The sequence below is a fragment of the Marivita sp. S0852 genome (assembly GCF_046591575.1).
Taxonomy (GTDB): domain Bacteria; phylum Pseudomonadota; class Alphaproteobacteria; order Rhodobacterales; family Rhodobacteraceae; genus Marivita.
Window position 1 is genome coordinate 218,609 of sequence record NZ_JBIQWA010000005.1, and the last position, 26,183, is coordinate 244,791.

A 26,183-nucleotide genomic window follows, 5' to 3' on the forward strand; every position below is an offset into this window, starting at 1 on the left:
CCTGCCTCAAAGACACCGCGCGCCAAAATTAGAACCGTTCTAAACCTTGACGCTGGCGTCTTGGCACCGCATATATATTGCTCATCAGGAGGTGCTCCATGTTTATCCAAACTGAATCCACGCCAAATCCGGCGACGCTCAAGTTTCTGCCGGGTCAGACCGTGCTTGAGATGGGCACCGCTGATTTCCCGTCCTCCGAAGGCGCGTCGGCGTCACCTCTTGCGTCTCGCCTGTTCGGGATAGAGGGCGTCAAAGGCGTGTTCTTTGGGCATGACTTTGTGACCGTCACCAAAGAGGACGCGCAAGATTGGGACCACATGAAACCGTCAATCCTGGGCGCGATCATGGAGCATTTCCAGTCCGGCGATCCGGTCATGTCCGGCGATGCGCAAGCCCCGTCCGGCCATGCGGAACATACCGGCGAAGATGGCGAGATTGTGGGCCAGATCAAAGAGTTGCTTGACAGCCGCGTGCGCCCCGCAGTGGCGCAGGATGGTGGCGACATCACCTTCCACGGCTTTGACCGTGGCGTGGTCTATCTGCACATGCAGGGAGCCTGCGCAGGATGCCCATCCTCGACCCTGACGCTCAAGATGGGAATCGAGAACCTGCTGCGCCACTACATTCCCGAAGTGACCGAGGTGCGCCCGGTTGCCGTCTGACGACCTTGTTCTGGCGTTTGACACATCGGCTGCGCATTGCGCAGCCGCTTTGCTGTCTGACACAGACATCCTGCACTGCACGGTAGAGCCCACCGCCAAAGGTCAGGCGGAACGTCTGGTGCCGATGCTCGAAGACATCCTGTCACAGCATGATAAATCCTGGTCCGACCTGACACGTATCGGCGTCGGGATCGGCCCGGGCAATTTCACCGGCATTCGCATCTCTGTGTCGACAGCCCGCGGTCTTGCGTTGGGGTTAGGTATTCCCGCAATCGGCGTCTCTTCTCTTGACGCCATCCACGCCATGCACCCGCAGGCAACGGCGGCGGTCCCTGCCCCACGCGACATGCTGTATGTGCAGCGACCGGGCGAAACCCCGGACCTATGCGCAGTCGCGGATGTGCGTGATCCCGTATTTGCCGAAAGCCAAGACAGCCTGATCATCGCCATCGCACGCTGCGCCGCCGCCGCAGACGCAACAGCATTCGCGCGCCCCAAACCGCTTTACATAAAACCCGCCGACGCCGCGCCATCGCGTGATACGGCTCCGGTGATCCTGCCATGACACCCGCCACTTTCGCCCGCATCATGGATCGGGCTTACGTGGACATGCGGCCATGGTCGGACGCCGATATCGCACAAACCTGTGCGTCCCCTCACGTCACACTGATCGCACGTCCAAACGGGGCTGTCCTGGTGCAGGTTCTGGCGGGCGATGCTGAAATTCTGGCGTTTGCGGTCGACCCAGATGCCCAACGATCCGGGATCGCGACAGCGCTTTTGTCCGACGCTCTTAATCTGGCGGCGCGATCTGGCTGTGATCGGATTTTCCTTGAGGTCGCCACATCAAACGATGCCGCCCGCGCGTTTTATGCCGCTCGGGGATTCGCTCAGGTCGGTCTGCGCAAAGCTTACTATACGCTGCGGGATGGCACGAAAGACGACGCCTTGCTGCTGTCGCGCCCCGTCGCCTGACCGATGGCCAAAGATGCGCCAACGTCACAAGGCATATAGGCAAAAAGCGGTTGACCCTTCTGTCTGCGTGACCGTTAACTGCATCTGGTCACATGATCTAGTCAAGCGACGCAATCAAGCCGTCGCAGTCCAACACCCGGGAGCTGCAAAATGACCCTTATGACGAAACTTTACGGTGCCGCCGCCGCGCTGGCTCTGACCGCCGGCATTGCCACAGCGGAACCTGCGCTGATCTATGATCTGGGCGGAAAGTTCGACAAATCCTTCAACGAAGCCGCGTTCAATGGTGCCGAGCGCTGGGCCGAGGAAACCGGTGGCTCGTATCTGGAAATCGAAATTCAGTCAGAAGCCCAGCGCGAACAGGCGTTGCGCCGCTTTGCCGAATCCGGGGCCAATCCGATCGTGACAACCGGCTTCGCCATCGCCTCTTCGATCGAAGAGGTTGCGCCCGACTATCCGGACACGAAATTCGTCAATATCGACGGATTCCTGCCCGAGATCCCCGAAAACGTTCAGATGATCGCGTTTCAGGAACATCAGGGCTCTTTTCTTGTGGGGATGATGGCTGCGATGGCCACCGAAAGTAACACTGTCGGCTTTATCGGCGGCATGGACGTGCCGTTGATCCGCCATTTCGGGTGCGGCTATGCGCAGGGTGTTAAAGCGGTCGATCCCGACATCACCGTGATCGCCAACATGACCGGCACAACACCAGCGGCGTGGAATGATCCGGTGAAAGGCTCTGAACTTGCCAAGGCGCAGATCAGTCAGGGCGCGGATGTCATCTATGCGGCCGCCGGTGGAACGGGTGTTGGCGTTTTGCAAACAGCTGCAGACGAAAACATCCTGTCAATCGGTGTCGACAGCAATCAAAACCATTTGCATCCGGGCAAGGTGCTGACCTCCATGCTCAAGCGGGTCGATGTTGCCGTCTATAACGCAATGTTGGTCGGAACCGATCTTGAAACGGGCGGAAGCGTCGTTCTGGGCCTTGAAGATAACGGCGTTGGTGTTGCGATGGATGAAAACAACGCGTCTCTTGTAACGGACGAGATGATGGCAGCGGTCGAAGACGCACGTCAGAAAATCATCAACGGTGACATCGACGTCGTGAGCTATTACGCCAACGACAGCTGCCCCGTGATCAATTTCTGATCCGGCAGCAGCATAAAGAAAAGGAGCGGCGGGCAACGGCCGCTCTGACGTATATCGGGCACAAGACCCGAACAGGATGACAGGGATAGTCCATGACCACCGATGTTGCGCCCGAACCCGCGATTGACCTGACACCGGTCATACCGGCCATCGAACTCAAAGGCATTTCCAAGGCCTTCGGTCCTGTTCAGGCCAACAAGAACATCTCGATCAGCGTCAAACCCGGCACGATCCATGGCATTATCGGCGAAAACGGTGCCGGCAAATCGACCCTGATGTCGATCCTCTACGGCTTTTACAAAGCCGACAGCGGTGACATTTTCATCAATGGCCAAAAAACCGAAATCCCCGACAGTCAGGCCGCAATCAAGGCGGGCATCGGTATGGTCTTCCAGCATTTCAAGCTGGTGCAGAACTTTACCGTGCTTGAAAACGTCATCCTTGGGGCCGAAGACGGCCCCCTGCTCCGCCCGTCGCTGAACAAGGCGCGCGGCGTGCTCAAACAACTGGCCGAGGAATATGAACTCAATGTCGATCCCGACGCGCTGATCGAAAACCTCAGCGTCGGTCACCAGCAGCGTGTCGAAATCCTCAAGGCGCTGTACCGTCAGGCCGACATTCTGATCCTTGACGAACCAACCGGCGTTTTGACCCCGGCCGAGGCGGATCACCTGTTTCGCATTCTCGACAATCTGCGCTCTGAAGGAAAAACGATCATCCTGATCACCCACAAACTGCGCGAAATCATGGATGCCACCGACACTGTGTCGGTGATGCGGCGTGGCGAGATGACGGCGACGGTCAAAACCTCTGAAACCAGCCCGGAACGGCTGGCGGAAATGATGGTGGGTCGTAAAGTGCTGCTTCAGGTCGATAAGGGCGACGCCAAGCCAGGTGCGCCCGTTCTGGAAATCGATGACCTGCGGCTCACCGACGACAAAGGCGTAGAGCGGCTCAAGGGCATTTCGCTGGCCGTCCACGCTGGTGAAATTCTGGGCATCGCGGGGGTGGCGGGCAATGGTCAATCCGAATTGCTCGAAGTGCTGGGCGGCTATGCCGATGGCACTGGCACCGTGCGCGTCAAAGGCGCGGAAATCGCCCTGAGCGGCGCACATGCTGACGGCCAGTCGCGCCGCGCGCATGGCATCGGGCATGTCCCCGAAGACCGCCACCGCGAAGGGCTGATCATGCCGTATACCGCGTGGGAAAACACCGTTTTCGGCTATCACCGCGACACCAGTGGACCGATGATGAACAACGCCGCCATCCGGGCCGAAGCCGCCGCCAAGATGGACCGCTTTGACGTGCGGCCCCCCAATCCAAAGCTGGCCGCGCGCAACTTTTCCGGCGGCAACCAGCAAAAGATCGTTCTGGCCCGCGAAATTGAACGCAACCCCGACATCCTGCTGATCGGGCAACCGACGCGCGGCGTCGATATCGGCGCGATCGAGTTCATCCACCAGCAAATCATTCGCCTGCGCGAAGAGGGCAAGGCCATTCTGTTGGTATCTGTTGAACTTGACGAAATCTTTGCCCTGTCGGACCGCATCGCGGTGATGTTCGACGGTCAGATCATGGGTGAACGCCTGCCGTCCGAGACCAACGAGAAAGAGCTGGGCCTTTTGATGGCGGGCATCACCGATACGTCCCAGCTTTCCCCGGAGTCGGCCCCCGATACAGCCGTTGGTGACGCAACAGCGCCCGAAACCGACACATCGCAGAACGGTGAAACGCCTGCCGACGACACAGCACAGGTCGCGCCGGAACCACCCGCCACCGACCCGACCGAGGCTGTCAAAAATGACGTCAGCACCGCACCGGAAGAGGCCCCGCCCACGATCAATATCGACACCGGCGTCAAACCCGTCAGCATCGAAACAGGCCCCGATGAAAACATGAGCATCGGCGGCTTTAGCGCCACGATCCCGCAAGGCGGCGCTGCCATCACAACGGGTGCGCCTGCCAGGAAAGACCCTCAGGAGACCGACAAAGATGGATAAGATGCCTGCCTGGGCCGATGCGGTCCTTGTGCCCCTGATCTCTTTGCTGCTGGCGGCCATCCTGTCCGCGCTTGTCATCATTGGCATCGGCGAAGACCCGATCGCGGCGTTCAAGCTGATGGTCGACGGCGCGCTGATGCGGTCCTCCGGCTGGGGCTATACGCTCTATTACGCGACCAACTTCATCTTCACCGGCCTTGCCGTTGCCGTCGCTTTCCACGCGCGCCTGTTCAACATCGGCGGAGAGGGTCAGGCCATGATCGGCGGCTTGGGTGTGGCGCTGGCCTGTCTCTATATCCCCTGGCCCAACTGGTATGTGGCGCTGGTTGGCGCAACTGTGTCCGCGGCCCTGTTCGGCGCGCTTTGGGCGCTGATCCCAGCGTATCTGCAAGCCAAGCGCGGCAGCCATATCGTGATCACCACGATCATGTTCAACTTCATCGCCGCCGCATTGCTGAATTATGTGCTGGTCAACATCCTGCGCCCGCAGGGCGCAATGGACCCGGCCACCGCCAAATTCCCAGAACCTACGCATCTGCCCACCTTTCAGGACATGTTCTCAACCGCGGCAGACCCGATGTTCAGAGGCGCGCCCGCCAATGTCACCTTTTTCCTGGCGCTGTTTATGTGTCTTGTTGTGTGGCTTCTGATCTGGCGCACCAAGCTCGGATATGAACTCCGCGCCTTTGGTCATTCTGAGTCAGCCGCCAAATATGCCGGCATCAGCCCGGTAAAAATCACCGTCGTGGCGATGCTCATCTCGGGCGGATTGGCCGGGATGATGGCGCTCAACACCACGATGGGAGAGGCGGAACGCCTTGTCATGAACGCCACCGAAGGGGCGGGTTTTATCGGAATTGCCGTCGCCCTGATGGGTCGTTCCCATCCGCTCGGCGTTCTTCTGGCGGCGCTGCTTTTCGGATTTCTCTATCAGGGCGGTGCGGAACTTGCCCTTTGGACAAACATCCCGCGCGAGTTGATCGTGGTTATTCAGGCGCTGGTCATCCTCTTTACCGGCGCGCTGGACAACATGGTGCGCATGCCGCTTGAAAAGCTGTTCCTTGCCCGGCGGAGGAGCAACTGATGGATTTCATGACACTTCTGCAAGTGCTCGACAGCACCATCCGGCTGGCCACCCCGCTCCTGCTGGCGTGCCTCGCGGGTCTGTTTTCCGAACGTGCCGGGATTTTTGACATCGGTCTCGAAGGCAAAATGCTGGCGGCGGCCTTCTTTTCAGCCGCAATCGCCTCCATCACCGGCGATGTCTGGATGGGTCTTGGGGCCGGTATTCTGGCCTCTATGGCGCTTAGCCTGGTGCATGGGCTTGCCTCGATCACGTTTCGCGGCAACCAGCTTATTTCCGGCGTCGCAATCAACTTTCTCGCAGCCGGTCTGACCGTGCTTATCGCGCAAGACTGGTTCAGCCAGGGCGGACGCACGCCCTCACTGATCGGCAGCGGACGATTTGAACCGATCATCCTGCCCGGTGCAGACGCGTTGGCCGTGGTGCCGATCCTGGGTCCGATCTACGCAGAGCTGATCTCGGGACACTCGATCCTTGTATACCTTGCCTTCGCCATGGTCCCACTGACATGGTGGTTGCTCTACCGCACCCGCTTTGGCCTGCGCCTGCGTGCTGTGGGCGAAGCACCCGAAGCGGTGGACACGGCTGGCATTTCGGTCATCGGCTTGCGCTTTATCGCCGTTGGCATCTGCGGCGTGCTCTGCGGACTCGCCGGGGCCTATCTGGCGACAGCCTTGCAAGCGGGGTTTGTCAAAGACATGACAGCGGGTCGGGGCTTTATCGCACTTGCCGCCCTGATCTTTGCGAAATGGCGACCCTGGTATGCCCTCTACGCCTGCCTGCTGTTCGGTCTCTTGCAGGCCGTTGCGCTGCGGTATCAAAACATTGATCTGGGCGCGTTCACCGTGCCGGTTCAGTTCATGGATGCGCTGCCATACATCCTGACCGTCGTGATCCTGGCGGGTTTTGTCGGCAAGGCCATTCCTCCCCGCGCCGGTGGAGAGCCTTACGTGAAAGAGCGCTAAAGACCGCATTTTTTCGAATATCAGCCGGGGGCAAAAGCCCCCGCGTTGCCGTGCCCGTCAGAAACTGAACCGGATCACCCGGAAACAGACAGGCTTTTTGCATCTGCGGCACCGCACACCTTGAAACGGGGCCAGAGTTGGGGCTAAGGACAAATATGATGATCTACCTCCCCATTGCCGAGGTCTCCGTCAACGCCTTCCTCCTGTTGGGACTGGGCGGCGCTGTTGGTGTGTTGTCGGGCATGTTCGGGGTTGGCGGCGGCTTTTTGATGACACCGCTGCTGTTCTTCATCGGGATTCCCCCCGCCGTGGCCGTCGCCACCGAAGCGAACCAGATCGTCGCGTCGTCCTTCTCGGGCGTGCTGGCTCATCTCAGGCGCAAAACCGTCGATCTGAAAATGGGCACCGTTCTGCTGATCGGCGGCCTTGTCGGGGCCGCTCTGGGGGTCGGGGTTTTCAACTATCTCAAAAGCCTCGGTCAGGTCGATCTGCTGGTCAAGCTATGCTACGTGCTGTTTCTGGGCATCATCGGCAGCTTGATGTTTGTCGAAAGCCTGAATGCGATCCGCAAGACCAAGTCTGGCAAACCGCCCGCGCGCAAGAAACACAACTGGATTCACGGCCTGCCCTTCAAGATGCGTTTTCGCACATCGGGGCTTTATATCTCGGTTATTCCACCGCTGATCGTCGGTGTTCTTGTCGGCATTCTTGCCGCGATTATGGGTGTCGGCGGCGGCTTCATCATGGTGCCTGCAATGATCTACCTGCTGGGCATGCCCACCAAGGTTGTGGTCGGCACGTCGCTGTTCCAGATCATCTTCGTCACCGGCTTCACCACCTTGCTGCACGCCACCACAAACTACACCGTCGATATGGTGCTGGCGGTTCTGTTGCTGATCGGCGGCGTCGTTGGCGCGCAATTCGGCACCGTCCTCGGGGCCAAGCTCAAAGCCGAACAATTGCGCATCCTGCTTGCTCTCATGGTGCTTGCGGTCTGCGGCAAACTCGCGCTCGACCTGCTCATCCAACCGTCCGAGCTTTTCTCTATCGGCGTTGCGGGAAGCCACTGATGCGCTGGTTGCTCCTGATCCTGTCCCTGCTTGCGGCCCCATTAAAAGCCGAAGAGGTCATTCTCGGCCTCAGTCAGGACGAGGTCGCCATCTCCACCAATTTCGATGGATCAGAGATCATCCTCTACGGCGCGATCAAACGCGAGGAACCGATCCCCACCGACGAACCGCTGCAGGTTATTGTCACCATTTCAGGGCCTCTTGAACCCGTGACCATCCGGCGCAAAGACCGCCGTCTTGGGATCTGGGTCAACACCGATGCGCTCTCGATCAGCGCAGCCCCCAGTTTCTATGCCATCGCCACCTCTGCCCCCTGGGAGGAGGTCATCAACGAAGCCGACGATCTGCGCAACACAATCTCGATCCCGCGTGCAATCCGCTCGGTTGGCGCATGGTCCCAGGTTGCCAACCCGCAAGAGTTCCTTGACGCGATCATCCGCATTCGCACCGCCAATGGCTCTTATGCGCTCAAGGAAAACGCGGTCGAATTGCGGGATGCCACCTTGTTCACCACCGCCATCCAGATGCCGGCAAACCTGACCGAGGGCGACTACGCCACCCGCATCTTTCTGACGCGGGGGGGCAAGGTGATCTCAAAATACGAGACCAGTATCGATGTCAGCAAAGTGGGCCTTGAACGCTGGCTCTTCAATCTATCGCGGCAGCAGCCACTGATCTACGGCCTGTTGTCACTCACCATCGCCATCGCCGCAGGTTGGGGCGCATCCGCCGCCTTCCGCCTGCTGCGCTCCGGTTGATCCGCGGTCTGGTACAGCGCGGCTGATCTGGCTTCTTTGGGCCAAAAATACCTCCGCCGGAGGCATCCAGACGTCTCAACCAGCGCTATCCGTTTTCATGAAAGAACCCGTATATCCGCTCTGCCAGGGCGGCGCTTACCCCGTCAACCGCCTTGAGATCGGCCAGATTGGCGCGGCTCACTGCCTTGGCAGAGCCGAAATGCGCCAGAAGCGCCCGTTTGCGCGCACCACCGACGCCCGCAATCTCGTCCAGAGGGTTCGCCATCTGCGACTTCGCCCGCTTCGCCCGGTGCGTGCCAATGGCGAACCGGTGCGCCTCATCCCGCAGGCGTTGCACGAAATAAAGCACCGGATCGTTGTGCCGCAAAGCGAAGGGCCGCTTGCCGGTGCGGTGAAACTCTTCCTTGCCCGCGTCCCGGTCCACACCCTTCGCGACACCCACCATCGGCACGTCCTCGACGCCGTGCTCTTCCATGATCTCCTGCACCGCAGACACCTGCCCGGCACCGCCGTCGATCAGCAACAGATCGGGCCACAGCCCCTTGTCGCGGTCCGGGTCCTCTTTCAGCAACCGCTTGAACCGCCGGGTCAGCACCTCTTTCATCATACCGAAATCATCGCCCGGGGTTAGATCATCGCCCTTGATGTTGAACTTGCGATACTGGTTCTTCATGAACCCGTCCGGCCCCGCAACGATCATCGCGCCAACAGCATTGGTGCCTTGAATATGGCTGTTGTCATAGACCTCAACCCGCGCGGGCGGTGCGTCCAGGTCGAACGCGTCGGCCAAGCCCCGCAACAGTTTCGCCTGCGTCGCAGTTTCGGCCATACGCCGTGCCAGCGATTCCCGTGCATTCCGCAAGGCACCATCGACCAGCTCTGATTTCTCTCCGCGCAACGGCACCGCGATCTCGACCTTGCGACCCAGCTTGTCCGACAGCGCCTGCATCATCAGATCGTCATTCTCGATCCCATGTGACAGCAGGATCAGCTTGGGAGGTTCCTTTGTATCATAGAACTGACCAAGGAACGCCTCCAGCACTTCGGCCTCTTCCACATCCGGCCCGACACGCGGATAAAAATCGCGGTTTCCCCAATTCTGGTTGGCGCGGATAAAGAACACCTGCACACAGGCCTGCCCCTTTTCCAGATGCAACGCGATCACATCAGCCTCGGACACCCCCTTGGGATTAATCCCTTGCGCTGTTTGTACCTGCGTCAGCGCGCGGATACGATCCCGCAAAGCCGCCGCGCGTTCGAATTCCATCGCTTCCGAGGCTTCGGCCATCTCTTTTGCCAAACTCTCCTGCACATTGGTTGATTTACCCGACAGGAACCGCTGCGCATCCTTTACGCTGGCCGCGTAGTCTTCTTCGCTGATCTTGCCCACACAGGGGCCAGAGCACCGCTTGATCTGGTACTGTAAACACGGCCGCGTCCGGCTGTCGAACATGGCGTCCGAACAATTGCGCAGCAGGAACGCCCGCTGCAACTGGTTCAGGGTCCTGTTCACAGCCCCGGCTGACGCGAAAGGTCCGTAATACGCGCCTTTTTCTTTCTTCGCCCCACGATGTTTGCGGATCATTGGAAACGGGTGGTCGGTGACCTGAATATTCGGGAACGATTTATCGTCGCGCAGCAGCACATTGTAGCGCGGTTTCAACTGCTTGATCAGGTTTTGTTCCAGCAGCAGGGCCTCGGTTTCCGTCCGCGTGGTCAGAAACATCATCGACGCGGTTTCCGAGATCATCCGCGCGATCCGTCCGGAATGCTGCGGCGACGGGCGGGAATAGTTTGACACCCGCGCACGCAGATTGCGCGCCTTGCCAACATACAGCACACGCGCCTGTGAATCGAGCATGCGATAGACGCCCGGACTTGAATCCAGCGTCTTCAAATAGCTTTGAACACAGGCGTAACCTGTCAGGTTTTCAGTGTCAGTTTCGCTCATCATAAAATCGCATCGACGCGTTTCGCCAGTGGCCTCGATTCTCTGTCATCCGGTGCATAGATGGAACCCCTGATGCAACCGTTAAGACATCCACTGTTTCTGTGGATAAGTCTGCGGAGAAGTTTCGATCAACATGAAATTCCCCTTGTTTTATAGCCGGTTCGTTAATCTGCCTATTTTTTAGGCACGAATATAAGCAATTGTAATCATTAACTATTTTAACCGTCGCATCGCAACATGCTGAAAACATTAAGACTTTCGTAACACTTTCCTAACGTCAATTTAACCGGTGCAAAACCTGCGGTCGGTACACATCATTCAACGCCAAGAACGTCCGGTGTCTGCCATGCAAGATGCTGTCCGCCATCCACGCATAACAGCTGCCCGGTGATCGCCGGAGCGTCGAGAAAATAGCCCAACGCCGCTGTGATATCCGTTGGATTCGCACCGCGTTCAAGCACCGTTCCCGCGCGCTGTCTGGCGAAATGCGTTTCGCTTTGGCGGCTGCCTTTGAGCGTCGGCCCCGGACCAATCGCATTGACCCGACAGGCCGGTGCCAGCCCCTGTGCTGCCGTTTGCGTAAAGGCCCACAACCCCATTTTAGCGATGGTGTATGTCATGAATTCCGGTGTCAGCTTGCGCACACGCTGGTCGATCATGTTCACCACCAGCCCCTGCGCCACCGGCTCGTCCATGTCGTCGCGCGTGGGGTCGGGAAGTTGCGCTGCGAACGCCTGCGTCAAGACAAATGGCGCGCGCAGATTGCTTTCCAGATGCCGGTCCCAGGTGTCCCGCGTCGCCGTTTCAATGTTGTCATATTCAAAGATCGACGCGTTGTTGACCAAGACGGTCAACGGACCGCCCAGCGCGTCGATGGACCGTTGCACAAGCGTCTGCGTCTCGGCCTCGCGCAGCAAATCGGCATGGACGGCGGCGGCCCGTTGTCCCTTAGCCTGAATCTCCTTGGCCACCTCTTCGGCCGCCTCTTGCGAACTGGCGTAATGCACCGCCACGTCATATCCGCGATCGGCAAGATACAGGGCCATTGCCCGCCCCAGCCGTTTGCCCGCGCCAGTGATCAAAGCTTTGCTCATGGGACACCCCTGTCGTTACATGATGACAAGCGCAATGTAGCTCAGATACAGCGCCGACAAGATCACGCCCCAGATCCGCGTCAGGTCGCGTCCAAGAAACACCAGCGGAAAGATCAGCAGGGACGCGCCCAGCATCACCCACAGATCAAAGCGCAGGAATTCCGGGTCAACCGGAATCGGGGCAATCAAAGAGGCCACCCCAATGATGGCCAGCAGGTTGAACATGTTGGACCCGATCACATTGCCCAGCGCGACATCCGCCTGACGCCGCAGTGCCGCCATGACCGTGGTCGCAAGCTCTGGCAGGGATGTGCCCAGCGCCACGAGGGTCAGGCCGATCACCGTGTCGCTGACCCCGACGATCTTGGCGATCTGAACCGAACTGTCCACCAGCAGGTCCGCACCCAGCGGCAGGCCAATCAGACCCAGCGCAAGAAAGACACCGATCTTCCACCATGGCATATCGGGATCGGCACCTTCGGGCTCTTCTTCCTCTGCCGCCTCACGTCCCGCCTTACGATGCGCCAGCCCTTCCCGGATTGAATCGCCCAGAATGGCCGTCAGAACCACCAACAAAAGAATGCCGGATATCCAGTCAAACACCCCGCGAAACGCCAGCGCGATAAACAGCACCGACGCCGCCAGCATGATCACGTAACTTTTGCGGGTGTTGCATTGACTGGTGTGCATCACGGCAAGCAAGGCCGGAATGCCCAGAACCAACAGGATATTGGCAGTGTTCGACCCGACAACATTGCCCAGGGCAATCCCCGGCACATTGTCGAGCGCCGCTTTGATGGAAATCAGCAGCTCTGGCGCTGAGGTGCCAAAGGCCACGACAGTCAAGCTTACGATCAGGGCCGGGATACCGATGCGCAGCGATAGGTTCACGGCCCCTTTGACCAGCGCATCACCTGCCAGAAGCAGGATCACCAACCCGACAGCAACGCCGCCCCAGATCATCACCATATCATGTGCCCTTTCCAGAGCAGGGGCACGGACCTTTTCCAATCCGGTAGCGCCCGCATTTCTTGCACTTGGCATTGGCCAATCGCTTGGCCCCCGGAATGCGCAATTTCCCGAACATGGCCAGCACCGCCATGAAAATAAGGAATAGGAAAACGATCTTGGTGATCACGTTACAGCCCGTAGCGCGCGAATTCGGCGCGCTCTTCGATCGCGCTTAGGGCGTCGGATGTCAGTTTCGCACCGAACCGGCTTAGCAGCGGGCGGCGCTGTTCGTAGCGGCGAAATTTCACCTTATCGCCGAACCGGTCTTTCATCGCAGGCACCATATGCCCGACCGCATCGGCAAGCCCGACATCAACCGCAGCCTGACCGACCCAGATTTCACCGGTGAACAGGTCAGGGTTCTCGGCCAGCTTTGCGCCGCGCCGGGTTTTGACATGCGTGATAAATGTCTCATGCAATTGCCCCAGCAGCCGGTTCAGCCGCGCGATGTCATCCTCGTTTTCGGGGCGAAACGGGTCGAGCATGGATTTCGATTTGCCCGCGGTATAGACCCGGCGTTCGATCCCCTGTCGCTGCAGAAACACATGCGCGCCGAAACTGGCCGAGATCACCCCGATAGAGCCAAGGATCGAACTGGGGTCGGCATAAATCTCGTCTGCCGCGCTGGCGATCCAGTAGCCGCCAGACGCCGCGACATCCTCGACAAAGGCATAAACCGGTACTTCGGCCTCGTCTGCCAAGCGCCGGATGCGCGCGCCGATCAGGGAACTTTGCACCGGAGACCCACCGGGCGAATTGATTTCAAGGGCAACCGCGACCGGTTTGCCTTTTTGAAATGCCTTTTCCAGAACACCGCGCAACGACGCGTCGCTCAGCGTGCCGCGAGCGCCTGCGGCAATCGCGCCTTGTAGCCGCACAACGGCCACCACGGGGTCAGATTTGAGGAATGGGACAAAACGTTTCATTCACGCCCATGTAGAATGGCACCGTCTGGCATACAAGGCATGGCCTGAAAAAGGCACCATACTTTGCATGGAAAGCCCCGTGCCCAAAGGGTGCGGATGCTGACCTATTGTTTCGCGCGCGAAACATTGGGGCCGGATCGGACCTATTAAGGTTTTGTTAAGAAATATGTTAAGAAATATGCCCGGCGAGGCATGTTTCGCGCGGCGCGTCAGCGCCCGTCATCGCAAAACGGGACTTGAGAAGCGCCTCGGCATATTCCTCGGCCGCCAGGCTGTCATGCACCACGCCACCCCCGACGCTGAGCCGCGCGCGCCCGTCCGGATCGCACACAATGGTGCGGATCGCCACGTTGAACTGCATCGCGCCATCCGGCGCAATCCAGCCGATGGCCCCGCAATAGGGACCGCGTTCGTCGGTCTCCAGATCGCGCAGGATTTGCATCGCGCGGAGTTTCGGCGCGCCGGTGATGGACCCGCAGGGGAAAAGCCCTTTGAAAATGTCGTACAAAGTCACATCGGGCAGCAACTGCGCCACGATGCGCGAGGTCATCTGGTGCAGGGTCACATAGGTTTCGATCTTGAACAGATCCGGCACTTTGACGCTGCCGACCTTGGCCAGTTTGCTTAGGTCATTGCGCATCAGATCGACGATCATCAGGTTTTCCGCGCGGTTCTTTTCGGAATTGCGCAGCCACGCGATTTGGGCCGCGTCCTCGTCCGGCGTGGCCCCACGCGCGGCGGTGCCTTTCATCGGATGGGTTTCGATAGCCCCCTGTGCGTCCACGGCAAAGAACAGCTCGGGAGAGCGGGACAGCAGCGCGGCCCCGCCCAGATCGACGAATGCGCCGTAAGGGACCGGCTGACGGGCATGCAGGGTGCGGTAGAGATCCAGCGGAGTACCAGTATAGCGGGCGGTCAGGGGGAAAGTCAGATTGGCCTGATAGATATCGCCTGCCGCGATATAGTCTTTGACCTGCTGAAACGCGCGACTGTAGCGGGCTTCGTCCCAGACCGGGTGCAGATCGCGTAGCTGTGCGGGCTGCATAGGCGGCTCTGCACGGTTGGGTTCCGGCGCGCGGAAGACGCCGAACTGCATCAGCGGAAGGCGGCGGTTTTCGGGCATGCGGTCGCGCAGTTTGTGCGAGAACACGTAGCCCAACTCATAGCTGGCATAGCCCGCCAGCCAAAGGCCCTGCGCCTTGGCGTCCTCCATCGCGGCGAAGGCCGCGCCTACCTCGTCGGGGGTGTCGGCGCGGATCGTGTCGATGGGACCCGTGAACGCCGTGCCGCCGGGAAGCGGCCCGGTATCAAAGATGACCTGACGGTCAGCAGCCCTGCCCCCCATCGTCAGAAATCCGCCGCGATGCGCATGTCCCGCAAGGGGCGCACAATGTCGATGGCCTTGAGGTAGATCGGATGGGATTTGTAGGCCGTCAGGGCCGCATCGCTTGAAAACTCGGCATAGACCACAACGTCAACCTCGCCCGAAAGCGGATCATTGCGGTTGTTCTGGCGCACCTCGAAATGATCGGAGTGGGGGATCTTTGCCAAGAGCTGCAAGCCTTCCATGATCCGCGGCAGATCGGCCTTGTCTTTGGCGCTGAAGAAAACGACATGCCGAATGTTCGGGCGGTCAGACATGGGACGGTCCTTTGCGGTAAATGACGCGGCGTTAAGATCGCGGAGCCTTTAGCTGCAACGCAGCACCAGTTCCAGAGCAAACATCTTTGACGGAGCCGGGAATTGCTTGTGTCGGATCAGTAAAAACTCTGTGGATCTATGTCGATGGACAGGCGCATGTCGCCCTTGAGTTTGAAGGGGGCGACCCAGTCGGCCAGGGCCGGTTGCAGGGGGGTGCCTTTGGGGGCCTTGACCAGAAGGCGCACGCGGTGGCGGCCTCGGACACGGGCGATGGGCGCCGGGGCGGGGCCGAAGACCTGTGCTCCGGCGCGACGGAGCGGTGTATCGTTGCGAGCGAGCGCGTTGCCGAGGTCGAACACCTGTTGCACATCGGTTGATGACAGGATGATGCCTGCCAGTCTGCCGTAGGGCGGCACGCCTGCGTGGCGGCGCTCATCCGCCTCGGCCTTCCAGAAACTGTGTTCATCGCCGGACAGGATGGAGCGGATGACCGGGTGTTCCGGTTGGAAGGTCTGCAAGAGCGCCTGCCCCGGCTTATCGGCACGGCCAGCCCGGCCTGCGACCTGGCGCATGAGTTGGAAGGTGCGTTCCGCCGCGCGCAGGTCGGACCCTTGCAGGCCGAGGTCGGCGTCGATCACGCCCACAAGAGTGAGCCGCGGGAAGTTGTGGCCCTTGGCGACGAGTTGCGTGCCGATTATGAGGTCCGCGCCGCCCTCGGCGATGGTCTCGATCTCGGCCTTCAGCGCGCGGGCGGAGCCGAACATATCCGACGACAGCACCGCGAGGCGGGCGTCGGGGAAAAGCGTTTGCGCCTCTTCGGCGAGGCGTTCGACACCGGGGCCAACGGCGGCGAGACGGTCTTCGGCCTCGCAGCTGGGGCAGGCGGCGGGCATCGGTTTGGTCTCGCCGCATTGGTGACAGACGAGGCGTTTGAGAAAGCGGTGTTCGACCATGCGCGCGTCGCAGTGGTCGCAGCCAATCTGATGCCCGCAGGCGCGGCAGATGGTGACGGGGGCGTATCCCCGGCGGTTGATGAACAGCAGCGCTTGTTCGTTTTGATTGAGCCGCTGTTGCACCGCGCGTTGCAAGGTGGGACTGATCCAGCGTGAGCCGGGCAGGTCCTCGGTCCGCATGTCGATGGCGCGCATCTCTGGCAGGATGGCGGCACCGAAGCGGGAGGTCAGTTCGAGCTTGGCGTATTTGCCTGCGTCGGCGTTGGCCCACGACTCCAGGCTTGGCGTGGCGGAGGCGAGGATGACTTGCGCCTGACAGATCGACGCGCGCAGGACAGCCATGTCGCGGGCGTTGTAGAGGACGCCGTCTTCCTGTTTGTAAGAGGTGTCGTGTTCTTCATCGACGACGATCAGGCCAAGATCGCGAAATGGCAAGAACAGCGACGAGCGCGCACCGACGACAAGTTGCGCGTTGCCTTGCCCGACCATCTTCCACACGCGGCGGCGTTCGGTGACAGTGACGCCCGAGTGCCATTCGGCGGGCAAAGCGCCGAACCGGGCCTCGACGCGGGTGAGGAATTCGGCGGTCAGCGCGATTTCGGGGAGCAGTACAAGCGCTTGGCGGCCTTGGGACAGGCATTCGGCGACGGCCTCCAAGTAGACCTCGGTTTTGCCTGAGCCGGTGACGCCTTTGAGCAGCGTTGTGCCGTAGCTGCGGGTGGCGACCGCCGTGCGAAGTTGGGCAGAGGCTCTGGCCTGATCTTCGGTCAGGTCCTTGCCTGCGTGGGTTGGATCGAGCGTCGGGAAGGGTGTGTCGCGGGGGCTGTCTTCTTCGCGGACAGCGCCGAGTTTGGCGAGGCCTTTAACGACCGATGTGGTGACGCCCGCCGCCTCGGCCAGTTCCTTGAGCGTCAGGGACAGGCCGCCCATGTCGCGCAGCACGTCGAGCACGCGGGTGCGGGCGTCGGTTATGCGGTCGGGCGTGGTGCCGCCCAGACGGTAGATCTTGCGCATCGACGGCGGATCGCCCAGCCCCGGCGCGCGGGTGGCGAGGCGGAGCATCGCGGTAAGCGGGGTCAGCGTGTAGGCCCCGGCTTTTTCCAAGAACGTGCGCAACTCGTCCCGCATGGGCGCGGCATCAAGGGTGCGGATGACGGGCCGCACCTTGCCCGGGTCATAGCCGCCCTGCCCCGGCCCCCAGACCACGCCCAACACCTTGCGCGGGCCAAGTGGCACTTCGACAAACGCGCCCAGATGGCAGCCGCCCTCGGGCGCGCGGTAGTCCAGCACGCGGTCCAGCGGTTGCGTGGTGAGCACGCCAATCAGCGCGCCTGCGTCGAAATAGCTCTGACGTGTATCGGAGGGTGTTAGCGCCATCATTTCCGGGGTTTCAGTGACCTCTGTCATGGGGTAAAGCCCAAGTCAGAAAAGGCCAACCCATCAAAGGACGGAGCGCACATGAAATTCTTTGTCGATACCGCTGAAATTGACGCCATTGCAGAATTGAACGATCTGGGAATGGTCGATGGCGTGACCACAAACCCGTCCCTGATCAAGAAATCCGGACGTGATATTCTGGAGGTTACAAAAGAGATCTGTGATCTTGTGTCTGGCCCGGTCTCTGCCGAGGTAATCGCGTTGAGCGCAGACGATATGATCGCGGAAGGCCGCAAGCTGGCCGAGATTGCCGAGAACATCGCCGTCAAAGTCCCGCTGACCTGGGATGGTCTGAAAGCGTGCAAGACGCTGACCGACGAAGGAAAGATGGTGAACGTGACGCTGTGTTTTTCGGCCAATCAGGCGCTTCTGGCGGCCAAGGCGGGGGCCACGTTTATTTCTCCATTCATTGGGCGGCTGGACGATCTGAACCTAGATGGCCTCGACCTGATCGCGGATATTCGCGAGATTTACGACAATTACGGGTTTGAGACAAACATCCTTGCCGCGTCGATCCGGTCAGCCAACCATATGAGCGACTGCGCCAAGATCGGGGCAGATGTCGCAACGGCACCGCCTGCAGTGATCAAGGCGATGGCGAACCATATCCTCACCGACAAAGGTCTGGACCAGTTTGTAAAAGACGCACAGGCCGCGAATATCAAGATCGTTTGATCACAGGCGCTGTAAGCGATTTCCAAATCGCTTGGGACCGCTTTTCAAAAAGCGGTCCTGCGCTTCTGCCACAGTTTTTACCCTGTCCGAAAAAACGACGCGCATTTCCGGCAGGCCGCTGGTAGTGTGCCGGAAAATAATGTGACGAGGATGGCATGAGCAGCCCCCGTATCGACGACGAATTGCGCGAAAAAATCATGACGCGCCCTGATGTGATTCTGGAAGATCAGGATCTCATGCGCGCTTTGATCGCTGCCAATGAACGCGCCATGGGCGGCAATATCGTCGATCTGCGCGGAATTGCGATGGATCGGCTGGAAGCGCGACTGGACCGGCTGGAAGACACACACCGGTCGGTGATTGCCGCCGCTTATGAAAACCTTGCCGGCACAAATCAGGTACATCGTGCGATTCTGCGCATGCTGGACCCGGTTGAATTTGAACCCTTCCTCAAAGATCTTGGCGGCGACGTCGCCGAGATTTTGCGCGTTGATGTGATCAAGCTGGTGCTGGAATCGGTTCAGAACGACGAAGACCCGGCGATAAAACGGCTTGGGTCTGTATTGTCTGTGGCGGCACCGGGATTTATTGACGCGTATCTGAACGGCGGGCGGGATGTCCCGGCCCGACAGGTCACTTTGCGCCAGATCGAAACCGGCAGGCCGGACATCTATGGTGAAAAAGCGGACTGGATTCGTTCGGAGGCCTGTCTCAAGCTTGATTTTGGATCGGGGCGTCTGCCGGGACTGTTGGTGATGGGGGCGGAGGATCCGCATCAATTCACACCGCAGAAAGGCACCGATCTGCTGACCTTTTTCACCGGTGTGTTCGAGCGTCAGATGCGGCGCTGGTTGTCGTGACTGTTCTGATCTCTCTGGCCGCGCGCGACGCGGTGCAGGGGTGGCTCGCGGCCAGCCGGGCGCTGAATGGGACGGCAGACAACACTTTGACAGCATACCGCGCTGACGTGGTGGATTTCATTGCGTTCATGACAGTCTACAAAGCAGAGGCGCAGGGGCTTGCCCCTTTGGCGCGGATCACGGTTCCGGACATGCGGGCCTGGATGGCCCACACGCGGACGGGCGGCGCAAGCGCACGGTCTTTGGCACGCAAACTCTCTGCGGTGAAATCTTTCTACCGCTGGCTGTCCGAGCGCGAAGGGTTTGAACCCACAGCCGTTTTGTCGACGCGCGCGCCGAAGTTCGAGAAAAAGCTGCCACGCCCTTTGAACGAGGATGCGGCACGCGCCATGATCGCAACGGTTGGTGAACAATCCCAAAAGGGTTGGGTGGGCGCACGGGATATGGCGGTGGTGACGCTGCTTTACGGATGCGGTTTGCGCATTTCCGAGGCGCTTGGCCTGAAAGGGCGGGATCTGCCATTGGGCGACGCCATGCGGATTGTCGGCAAAGGGGGCAAAGAACGGGTTGTGCCTGTGCTTCCTGTCGCCCGCGAGGCGGTTCAGCGCTATGTCGCGCTGTGCCCGTTTGACATGGAGCCCGACGCGCCGGTCTTTCGTGGCGTGCGCGGAGGCGCATTGAACGCGCGGCTGGTGCAGAAGGTGACGGAACAGGCGCGGCTGCAACTGGGTCTGCCCGCAACCGCCACGCCGCATGCCATGCGACACAGCTTTGCCACGCATTTGTTGTCTGCCGGGGGCGATTTGCGGGCCATTCAGGAATTGCTGGGACATGCGTCGCTATCGACCACGCAGGCCTATACCTCGGTTGATACGGTCCACCTGATGAAGGTCTACGAGGCATCGCACCCCAAGGCGGGTTAGTTGTGTGATGCAGGACCGGCGTGAAAGATATTGAAGTGATGATGACGGCCTTATGCGTGCCAGAGCATCCACCCCAGCAACACATCGCATCCTCCTGCTGGCCAGCTTGGGCTTTGCAAATTGGCGTGTCGCGGCGTAGCTATGGATGACATTATTACGGAGCTTTCACATGCAACTACTTCGCGCCGGTCCTTCACCCTTTGTTCGCAAGGTGCTTGTGACATTGCACGAAACGGATCAATTTGACGATGTAGAGCAAGTCGATGTCACCGCGTCTCCTTTGAAGCCTGATTCAAAACTGATCGCGGCCAACCCGATGGGAAAGATCCCAGCCCTGATCCGATCTGACGGGCCCACGCTGTATGACAGCCGGGTCATTTGCCAGTTTCTAGATGAACGGGCCGGTGGCGGATTGTATCCGGAGCGGCGGCGTTGGGACACACTGACGCTGGAAGCCACCGCAGATGGGATTATGGAAGCCGCCGTTCTTGTGATCTATGAAATGCGGTTCCGGCCCGAAGAATTCGTCTATGAACCCTGGGTCGAGGGGCAGTGGTCCAAGGTGTCTCGGGCGCTGGATGCGCTCAACACACGCTGGATGAGCCATTTGAATGGCAAGATGGACATGGGCCATATCGCGATTGGCTGTGCGTTGGGGTATCTTGATTTCCGACATGAGGCCCGGTCCTGGCGCACCGGACGTGATGCGTTGGCCGCCTGGTACGAGACCTTTGCACAGCGCGACAGCATAGTGGCCACGGCCCCGGTTGGGTGACATGGCCGGTTTTCGGGGGATTTAAGCAAGGCGACGCGGCGTTGTTCCCAAAGCCCGCCGCGTTCCCTTGCGCCAAAGGGCGCATCGGTTTACCGACACGCAACTTTTCCGAAGGATGATACCGCAATGCGGATGACCGATACGTTCATAAAACCGATGCACCCCGAAGGCCGGAAATTTGTTGCGATCTTCGCGGCGATCACCCTTGTGCTGTTTGCAATCGAAGATGTGCTTGGCTGGATCGGGGTTGGCCTGACCGTGTGGTGTTACTACTTTTTCCGCGATCCCGACCGTGTCACGCCAGATGCCCCCGGTCTGGTGATCAGCCCGGCGGATGGTGTGGTGTCCCTGATCGAACCGGCGGTTCCCCCCCGAGAGTTGGGCTTGCCTGACGTCGCGTTGACCCGTGTCAGTGTGTTTATGTCGGTGTTCAATTGCCATGTGAACCGGTCACCAGTGGCCGGCAAGATCGAGAAGATCGCCTATAAACCGGGTAAATTTCTGAACGCGTCGCTGGACAAGGCCAGCGAAGACAATGAACGCAATTCGCTGGTGATCCGCATGCAAGATGATCGCATCCTGACCGTCACGCAGATTGCCGGTCTGGTGGCGCGGCGGATTGTCAGTTTTACGCAGGAAGGGGCCGTTCTGGACCGTGGCGAACGGTTTGGGTTGATCCGGTTTGGGTCGCGGCTTGATATTTATCTGCCCGACGGGGTGGAGCCGTCGGTCAAGATTGGTCAGACGATGGTTGCGGGTGAAACCGTGATTGCGGATTTGTCCACATGACGAACAGCAGTGGGGATAAGCTGACCCTGGTCCAGCTGTTGCCGAACATGATTACCGTGACGGCGATTGTGGCTGGCCTCACTGCGATCCGGTTCGGATTGCAAAGCAATTACGAACTTGCGGTTCAGTTGATCCTGCTGGCGGCCATTCTTGATGGTCTAGACGGGCGATTGGCCCGTGCCCTGGGCAGTGACAGCAAAATGGGAGCAGAGCTTGATTCGCTTGCCGATTTCCTGAACTTCGGCGTGGCTCCGGGTTTGCTGCTGTATGTTTGGGCGCTGGAGGACACGTGGCAATTGGGGTGGCTGGCGGTACTTGTTTATGCGGTCTGCGCCGTGACCCGGCTTGCGCGGTTCAACGTGGCGCGAAAGGCCGAAAACGGATCACCGGAAAACGCCTATTTCATGGGGATTCCGTCGCCGGCCGGGGCCATTCTGGTCATGCTGCCCATGTATGCATCATTCGCCTTTGACAGTGAACAGATCGTTCCCGACGCCCTGTTGTCGGCGTATATCGCGTTGATCGGATTTCTGATGATCGGGCGATTTCCGGTCTGGTCTTTCAAAACAACGCGGATCAGCCAGCGGCGGGTCAAAGTGTTTCTAGTGGGATTTGCCGCAATCGGTGCTGCAATCGCGATTTACACCTGGGTCGCGTTGGTTGTTCTGAGCCTGATCTATATCGGGGCTGTTGTCTGGATGCTGCCCAGCTCGCGCCGAGCCTTGGCGCGCGATAAAAAGTCGAACAGCGACCCGGCCCCCTGACCCGTATTGAAACGGGTTGCGGCGTTAAAATTTCAGGGTCAGGCCCACGTTCAGCGCATTTGTCTTGATATCGGTTTCCAAAGATCCGCCATCGGGCAGGTCAACCGTATTGCTTGAATAGGTGAACTGATACTCGCCAAACACGGCAAAGCGGTCGTTGATGTCATAGGACATGCCAGCGGTGAGCCGTGCTGCAGGGCCGGTCAGCTGAAATTCGTATGTTTCGACACCCGTGGTCGTGTCGACATCCACATGGGGAATTGCAACGCCGACTCCGCCGCCGACATAGGGCGTCAACGCCCCTTCGGCCCAAAGACCCGGCCAGCGCTGATAGGCGTTCACGGTCACGATGTTCAGACCGTCGGTGAATTCAAGGTCGGAAAAGCCGATTGCCTCTTTTTCGTCGTCAGGTGCATAGACCTTTGTGTGGGTGAATTCGAGCCCGAAGCCGAGGCGTTCGTTCTTCCACCATGTGCCACGCACACCGTAATAGGGAGGCATCTCGAACGACCGGCCTTCCCAGCCGATCAGCGCGTCGATATCCGCACCGGTGCCGGGGTAATCGCCGTAAACGCGGCTGTGCGGGGACGTTTGCCACCCTGAATAAATCGACAACTCCATTTCGGCCATGGCCGGGGAGGCCAGTCCGCCAAGGGCAAGAATACCTGAGAGAATCGTTTTTTTCATCGGTTTGTCGTCCGTATCACCGTGCATTTGCAGCATAGCTGCGTTTTGTGCCTTTTACCGCCCCAATTTGCCGCGACACTTCGGCGCTTATTCCCTACCTAGTCCGTCAAAAGGTGGACGGCTAGGGGGTAGCCCGCTAAATACCCGGAAGCGCTGCATTCCAAGCGGCCTAACACCTATTCTGGCCAGATGATCGGCCTTTTAATGGAGAAAACCTCGTGTCCAACGCAGAACATCACGAAGGCACCCGGAGGGACTTCTTGTACTACGCGACCGCCGGTGCGGGCGCTGTTGCAACTGGTGCCGCTGTTTGGCCTCTGGTCGATCAGATGAATCCCTCTGCCGACGTTCTGGCCCTGTCCTCTATTCGTGTGGACGTGTCCGGCCTGCCCGAAGGCACCCAGCTGACTGTTAAATGGCTGGGCAAGCCCGTCTTTATCCGCCGTCGCACCCCTGCCGAAGTGGAAGATGCTAGATCGGTTGACGTGTCTGATCTTATCGATCCGATTGCACGCAACGCAAATATCGACGGTGCCGCAGCCGCAACCGACGAAAACCGCGCGCTGGATGACACCGGCGAATGGCTGGTTCAGATGGGTGTGTGTACGCACCTGGGCTGTGTGCCGCTGAATGATGCGGGTGATTACACACTCGAAGGCAATGTCGGCGGCTGGTTTTGCCCCTGCCATGGCTCGCACTATGATACATCTGGACGGATCCGCAGAGGTCCAGCACCCGAGAACCTGCCGGTCCCGCCGGCTGAATTCGTCGACGAAACAACAATCCTGCTGGGATAAGGAGACGCGCGAATGTCTGGAATTCCACACGACCATTACGAGCCAAAGTCGGGCGCAGAGAAGTGGCTTCACAGCCGCCTGCCCGCTGTTGGCTTGATGTATGACACAATTATGATTCCCACGCCCAAGAACCTGAACTGGATGTGGATCTGGGGCATCGTCCTGACGTTTTGTCTGGTGCTGCAGATCATCACCGGGATCGTTCTTGCCATGCATTACACGCCGCATGTCGATCTGGCCTTTGCCAGCGTCGAGCACATCATGCGCAACGTGAACGGCGGTGCAATGCTGCGCTATCTGCACATGAACGGCGCGTCGTTGTTCTTTGTCGCGGTGTATCTGCACATCTTCCGTGGTCTCTACTACGGGTCTTACAAGGCCCCGCGCGAGATCACGTGGATCATCGGGATGCTGATTTACCTGTGCATGATGGGCACAGCGTTCATGGGCTACGTGCTGCCATGGGGACAGATGTCCTTCTGGGGTGCGACCGTGATCACCGGCCTGTTTGGCGCGATCCCGTTCATCGGTGACAGCATCCAGACCTGGCTGCTGGGCGGACCTGCGGTGGACAATGCCACGCTCAACCGCTTCTTCTCGCTGCATTATCTGCTGCCGTTTGTGATTGCCGGTCTCGTGATCGTACACATCTGGGCGTTCCACACCACGGGCAACAACAACCCCACCGGTGTTGAAGTGCGTCGCACCTCGAAAGCCGAAGCCGAGAAAGATACGCTTCCGTTCTGGCCCTATTTTGTCATTAAGGATCTGTTTGCATTGGCAGTGATCCTTGCGGTGTTCTTTGCGGTTGTTGGCTTTATGCCAAACTACCTGGGTCACCCCGACAACTACATCGAAGCCAACCCGCTGGTGACACCTGCGCATATTGTTCCAGAATGGTACTTCCTGCCGTTCTACGCAATTCTGCGGGCCTTTGACACCGAGGTGTGGCTGGTCATCGCGGTCAACTTCCTGACCGGTGGCATCATCGACGCCAAGTTCTTTGGTGTTCTGGCGATGTTCGGTGCGATTGTTGTCATGGCTCTGGTGCCGTGGCTGGACACATCGTCGGTTCGGTCCGGTCGTTATCGTCCGATGTTCAAGATGTGGTTCTGGGTTTTCATTGCAAACTTTGTCGTCCTGACATGGGTCGGCGCGATGCCAGCCGAAGGTATCTATCCCTATATCGCCCTGATCGGGTCCACCTATTGGTTCGCCTACTTCCTTGTGATCCTGCCGCTGCTCGGTGTGCTTGAAAAGCCGCTGCCGCAGCCGGAAACCATCGAAGAAGACTTCAAGGCGAATTATGGCAAGTCCTCGTCCACAGATGGCGCTCCTGCAGCGACCCCGGCCGAGTAAGAAAGGACAAGCACAAATGCTTAAGAAACTTGCCCTCGCGGCCACACTGGCCCTGACCCCTGTCTCTGGCGCATTCGCCGCCGGAGCAGCCGGGCACGTCGAAAACTACGAATTCTCGTTCGAAGGCCCGTTCGGGACGTATGATCAGGCACAATTGCAGCGCGGTCTGCAGGTCTATACCCAGGTCTGCTCTGCCTGCCATGGTTTGAAATACGTGCCCATCCGCACACTGCATGACGAAGGCGGTGTCGGCATGTCAGAAGAACAAGTGCTGGCCTATGCTGAACAGACCTTCGAAGTGTTCGACCCAGAGCTGGACGATTTCCGCCCTGCCCGCCCGGTAGATCATTTCCCGGCAAATGACGCGGTTGGTGCCCCGGACCTGAGCATGATGGCCAAAGCCCGCGCTGGGTTCCACGGGCCGTATGGCCTTGGGATCAACCAGTTCTTCAAAGGGATGGGTGGCCCGGAATACATCGCATCTCTACTGACCGGCTACACCGGTGAAGAGAAAGAAGAGGCCGGGACCATCCTTTATGAAAACACCGCGTTTCCGGGTGGCTGGATTTCGATGGCACCGGTGTTCTATGGCGACGACGTAGAGTATGCAGACGGGACAGAGGCCACCATCGAGCAACAGTCGAAAGATGTTGCAGCCTTCCTGATGTGGGCGGCAGAACCAAAGATGATGGCGCGCAAGCAAGCCGGATTTGTGGGTGTTGTTTTCCTGACCATCCTGTCAGTGCTGTTGTACCTGACCAACAAACGCATCTGGGCTCCGGTGAAGGCCCGCGCGAAAGAGTAAACACTCTGACAACATCGAAAAGCCCCGCCAAAGATGCGGGGCTTTTTTTTATACGAGGCGCGACTGT

24 protein-coding genes and 2 pseudogenes are annotated in these 26,183 nt (G+C 59.4%); 18 read left to right on the plus strand and 8 right to left on the minus strand.

What is annotated here, in order from left to right:
* The first annotated feature begins 98 nt into the window (after window positions 1-98).
* The 9 genes and pseudogenes from ACG74X_RS12830 to ACG74X_RS12870 all read left to right on the plus strand — a co-directional run bounded on the left by ACG74X_RS12830 (window position 99) and on the right by ACG74X_RS12870 (window position 8,669).
* Window positions 99-662 carry a NifU family protein gene (locus ACG74X_RS12830; RefSeq protein ID WP_411235285.1) on the plus strand — a complete coding sequence of 188 codons (564 nt, stop codon included), beginning with the start codon at window positions 99-101 and terminating at the stop codon, window positions 660-662.
* Entirely contained in the window at window positions 652-1,227 is a 576-nt protein-coding gene (tsaB, locus tag ACG74X_RS12835) for a tRNA (adenosine(37)-N6)-threonylcarbamoyltransferase complex dimerization subunit type 1 TsaB (RefSeq protein ID WP_411235287.1), read from the plus strand. The genes ACG74X_RS12830 and tsaB overlap by 11 nt, the downstream gene beginning before the upstream one ends.
* Complete coding sequence (locus ACG74X_RS12840; protein WP_411235289.1) at window positions 1,224-1,637, plus strand: GNAT family N-acetyltransferase; 414 nt, start codon at window positions 1,224-1,226, stop codon at window positions 1,635-1,637. The genes tsaB and ACG74X_RS12840 overlap by 4 nt, the downstream gene beginning before the upstream one ends.
* Before the next feature lie 150 nt (window positions 1,638-1,787).
* Entirely contained in the window at window positions 1,788-2,792 is a 1,005-nt protein-coding gene (locus tag ACG74X_RS12845) for a BMP family lipoprotein (RefSeq protein WP_411235291.1), read from the plus strand.
* Between the two features lie 92 nt (window positions 2,793-2,884).
* Window positions 2,885-4,435 (plus strand): annotated as a pseudogene (locus ACG74X_RS12850) (ABC transporter ATP-binding protein); the annotation flags it as partial.
* A gap of 349 nt (window positions 4,436-4,784) precedes the next feature.
* Entirely contained in the window at window positions 4,785-5,876 is a 1,092-nt protein-coding gene (locus ACG74X_RS12855; protein ID WP_411235292.1) for an ABC transporter permease, read from the plus strand.
* On the plus strand, window positions 5,876-6,841 hold the full coding sequence (locus ACG74X_RS12860) for an ABC transporter permease (protein ID WP_411235293.1): 966 nt from the start codon (window positions 5,876-5,878) through the stop codon (window positions 6,839-6,841). The genes ACG74X_RS12855 and ACG74X_RS12860 overlap by 1 nt, the downstream gene beginning before the upstream one ends.
* Before the next feature lie 155 nt (window positions 6,842-6,996).
* The gene (locus ACG74X_RS12865; protein ID WP_411235294.1) at window positions 6,997-7,911 is read left to right on the plus strand and encodes a sulfite exporter TauE/SafE family protein; all 915 of its coding nucleotides are present in this window, start codon (window positions 6,997-6,999) and stop codon (window positions 7,909-7,911) included.
* On the plus strand, window positions 7,911-8,669 hold the full coding sequence (locus ACG74X_RS12870; protein ID WP_411235295.1) for a TIGR02186 family protein: 759 nt from the start codon (window positions 7,911-7,913) through the stop codon (window positions 8,667-8,669). Before ACG74X_RS12865 ends, ACG74X_RS12870 begins: the two co-directional genes overlap by 1 nt.
* Before the next feature lie 85 nt (window positions 8,670-8,754).
* On the opposite strand, the gene uvrC is transcribed toward ACG74X_RS12870, so the two are convergent.
* The 7 genes from uvrC to ACG74X_RS12905 form a co-directional block, all read right to left on the minus strand.
* Entirely contained in the window at window positions 8,755-10,620 is a 1,866-nt protein-coding gene (gene uvrC / locus ACG74X_RS12875; protein WP_411235297.1) for an excinuclease ABC subunit UvrC, read from the minus strand.
* 314 nt (window positions 10,621-10,934) lie between these two features.
* Complete coding sequence (locus tag ACG74X_RS12880; RefSeq protein ID WP_411235298.1) at window positions 10,935-11,714, minus strand: SDR family oxidoreductase; 780 nt, start codon at window positions 11,712-11,714, stop codon at window positions 10,935-10,937.
* A gap of 15 nt (window positions 11,715-11,729) precedes the next feature.
* On the minus strand, window positions 11,730-12,677 hold the full coding sequence (locus ACG74X_RS12885) for a calcium/sodium antiporter (protein ID WP_411235629.1): 948 nt from the start codon (window positions 12,675-12,677) through the stop codon (window positions 11,730-11,732).
* A 176-nt stretch (window positions 12,678-12,853) separates the two neighbouring features.
* Window positions 12,854-13,651: a S49 family peptidase gene (locus tag ACG74X_RS12890; protein ID WP_411235300.1), complete on the minus strand. Its 798-nt coding sequence runs from the start codon at window positions 13,649-13,651 to the stop codon at window positions 12,854-12,856.
* Window positions 13,652-13,820: 169 nt separating this feature from the next.
* Window positions 13,821-14,996 (minus strand): aminodeoxychorismate synthase component I, encoded by a 1,176-nt coding sequence (locus ACG74X_RS12895; protein WP_411235301.1) that lies wholly within the window; start codon window positions 14,994-14,996, stop codon window positions 13,821-13,823.
* A gap of 2 nt (window positions 14,997-14,998) precedes the next feature.
* Entirely contained in the window at window positions 14,999-15,292 is a 294-nt protein-coding gene (locus tag ACG74X_RS12900; protein WP_411235303.1) for a Dabb family protein, read from the minus strand.
* A gap of 116 nt (window positions 15,293-15,408) precedes the next feature.
* Window positions 15,409-17,622, minus strand: coding sequence for a primosomal protein N' (locus ACG74X_RS12905; RefSeq protein ID WP_411235630.1), 2,214 nt, complete (start codon window positions 17,620-17,622; stop codon window positions 15,409-15,411).
* Between the two features lie 81 nt (window positions 17,623-17,703).
* Between ACG74X_RS12905 and fsa the strand changes: the two genes are divergently transcribed.
* The 6 genes and pseudogenes from fsa to pssA all read left to right on the plus strand — a co-directional run bounded on the left by fsa (window position 17,704) and on the right by pssA (window position 22,468).
* Window positions 17,704-18,357, plus strand: a complete 654-nt coding sequence (fsa, locus tag ACG74X_RS12910) for a fructose-6-phosphate aldolase (RefSeq protein ID WP_411235304.1) — start codon at window positions 17,704-17,706, stop codon at window positions 18,355-18,357.
* 155 nt (window positions 18,358-18,512) lie between these two features.
* On the plus strand, window positions 18,513-19,217 hold the full coding sequence (locus ACG74X_RS12915; RefSeq protein ID WP_411235305.1) for a DUF484 family protein: 705 nt from the start codon (window positions 18,513-18,515) through the stop codon (window positions 19,215-19,217).
* A complete protein-coding gene (locus ACG74X_RS12920; protein WP_411235306.1) occupies window positions 19,214-20,140 on the plus strand; it encodes a tyrosine recombinase XerC in 927 nt (308 codons plus the stop codon). The genes ACG74X_RS12915 and ACG74X_RS12920 overlap by 4 nt, the downstream gene beginning before the upstream one ends.
* Before the next feature lie 169 nt (window positions 20,141-20,309).
* Entirely contained in the window at window positions 20,310-20,915 is a 606-nt protein-coding gene (locus ACG74X_RS12925) for a glutathione S-transferase (protein WP_411235308.1), read from the plus strand.
* 123 nt (window positions 20,916-21,038) lie between these two features.
* A pseudogene (locus ACG74X_RS12930) lies at window positions 21,039-21,704 on the plus strand (phosphatidylserine decarboxylase); the annotation flags it as partial.
* On the plus strand, window positions 21,701-22,468 hold the full coding sequence (gene pssA, locus ACG74X_RS12935) for a CDP-diacylglycerol--serine O-phosphatidyltransferase (RefSeq protein WP_411235310.1): 768 nt from the start codon (window positions 21,701-21,703) through the stop codon (window positions 22,466-22,468). The pseudogene ACG74X_RS12930 and the gene pssA, both read left to right, overlap by 4 nt.
* Before the next feature lie 24 nt (window positions 22,469-22,492).
* On the opposite strand, the gene ACG74X_RS12940 is transcribed toward pssA, so the two are convergent.
* Window positions 22,493-23,155, minus strand: coding sequence for an outer membrane protein (locus ACG74X_RS12940; protein ID WP_411235312.1), 663 nt, complete (start codon window positions 23,153-23,155; stop codon window positions 22,493-22,495).
* Window positions 23,156-23,373: 218 nt separating this feature from the next.
* Between ACG74X_RS12940 and petA the strand changes: the two genes are divergently transcribed.
* The 3 genes from petA to ACG74X_RS12955 are packed head-to-tail and all read left to right on the plus strand — an operon-like array spanning window position 23,374 to window position 26,116.
* Window positions 23,374-23,952 carry a ubiquinol-cytochrome c reductase iron-sulfur subunit gene (gene petA / locus ACG74X_RS12945; RefSeq protein WP_411235313.1) on the plus strand — a complete coding sequence of 193 codons (579 nt, stop codon included), beginning with the start codon at window positions 23,374-23,376 and terminating at the stop codon, window positions 23,950-23,952.
* A 12-nt stretch (window positions 23,953-23,964) separates the two neighbouring features.
* Window positions 23,965-25,311 carry a cytochrome b gene (petB, locus tag ACG74X_RS12950; protein WP_411235315.1) on the plus strand — a complete coding sequence of 449 codons (1,347 nt, stop codon included), beginning with the start codon at window positions 23,965-23,967 and terminating at the stop codon, window positions 25,309-25,311.
* A gap of 16 nt (window positions 25,312-25,327) precedes the next feature.
* On the plus strand, window positions 25,328-26,116 hold the full coding sequence (locus ACG74X_RS12955; protein ID WP_411235316.1) for a cytochrome c1: 789 nt from the start codon (window positions 25,328-25,330) through the stop codon (window positions 26,114-26,116).
* The last annotated feature ends 67 nt before the right edge of the window (window positions 26,117-26,183 follow it).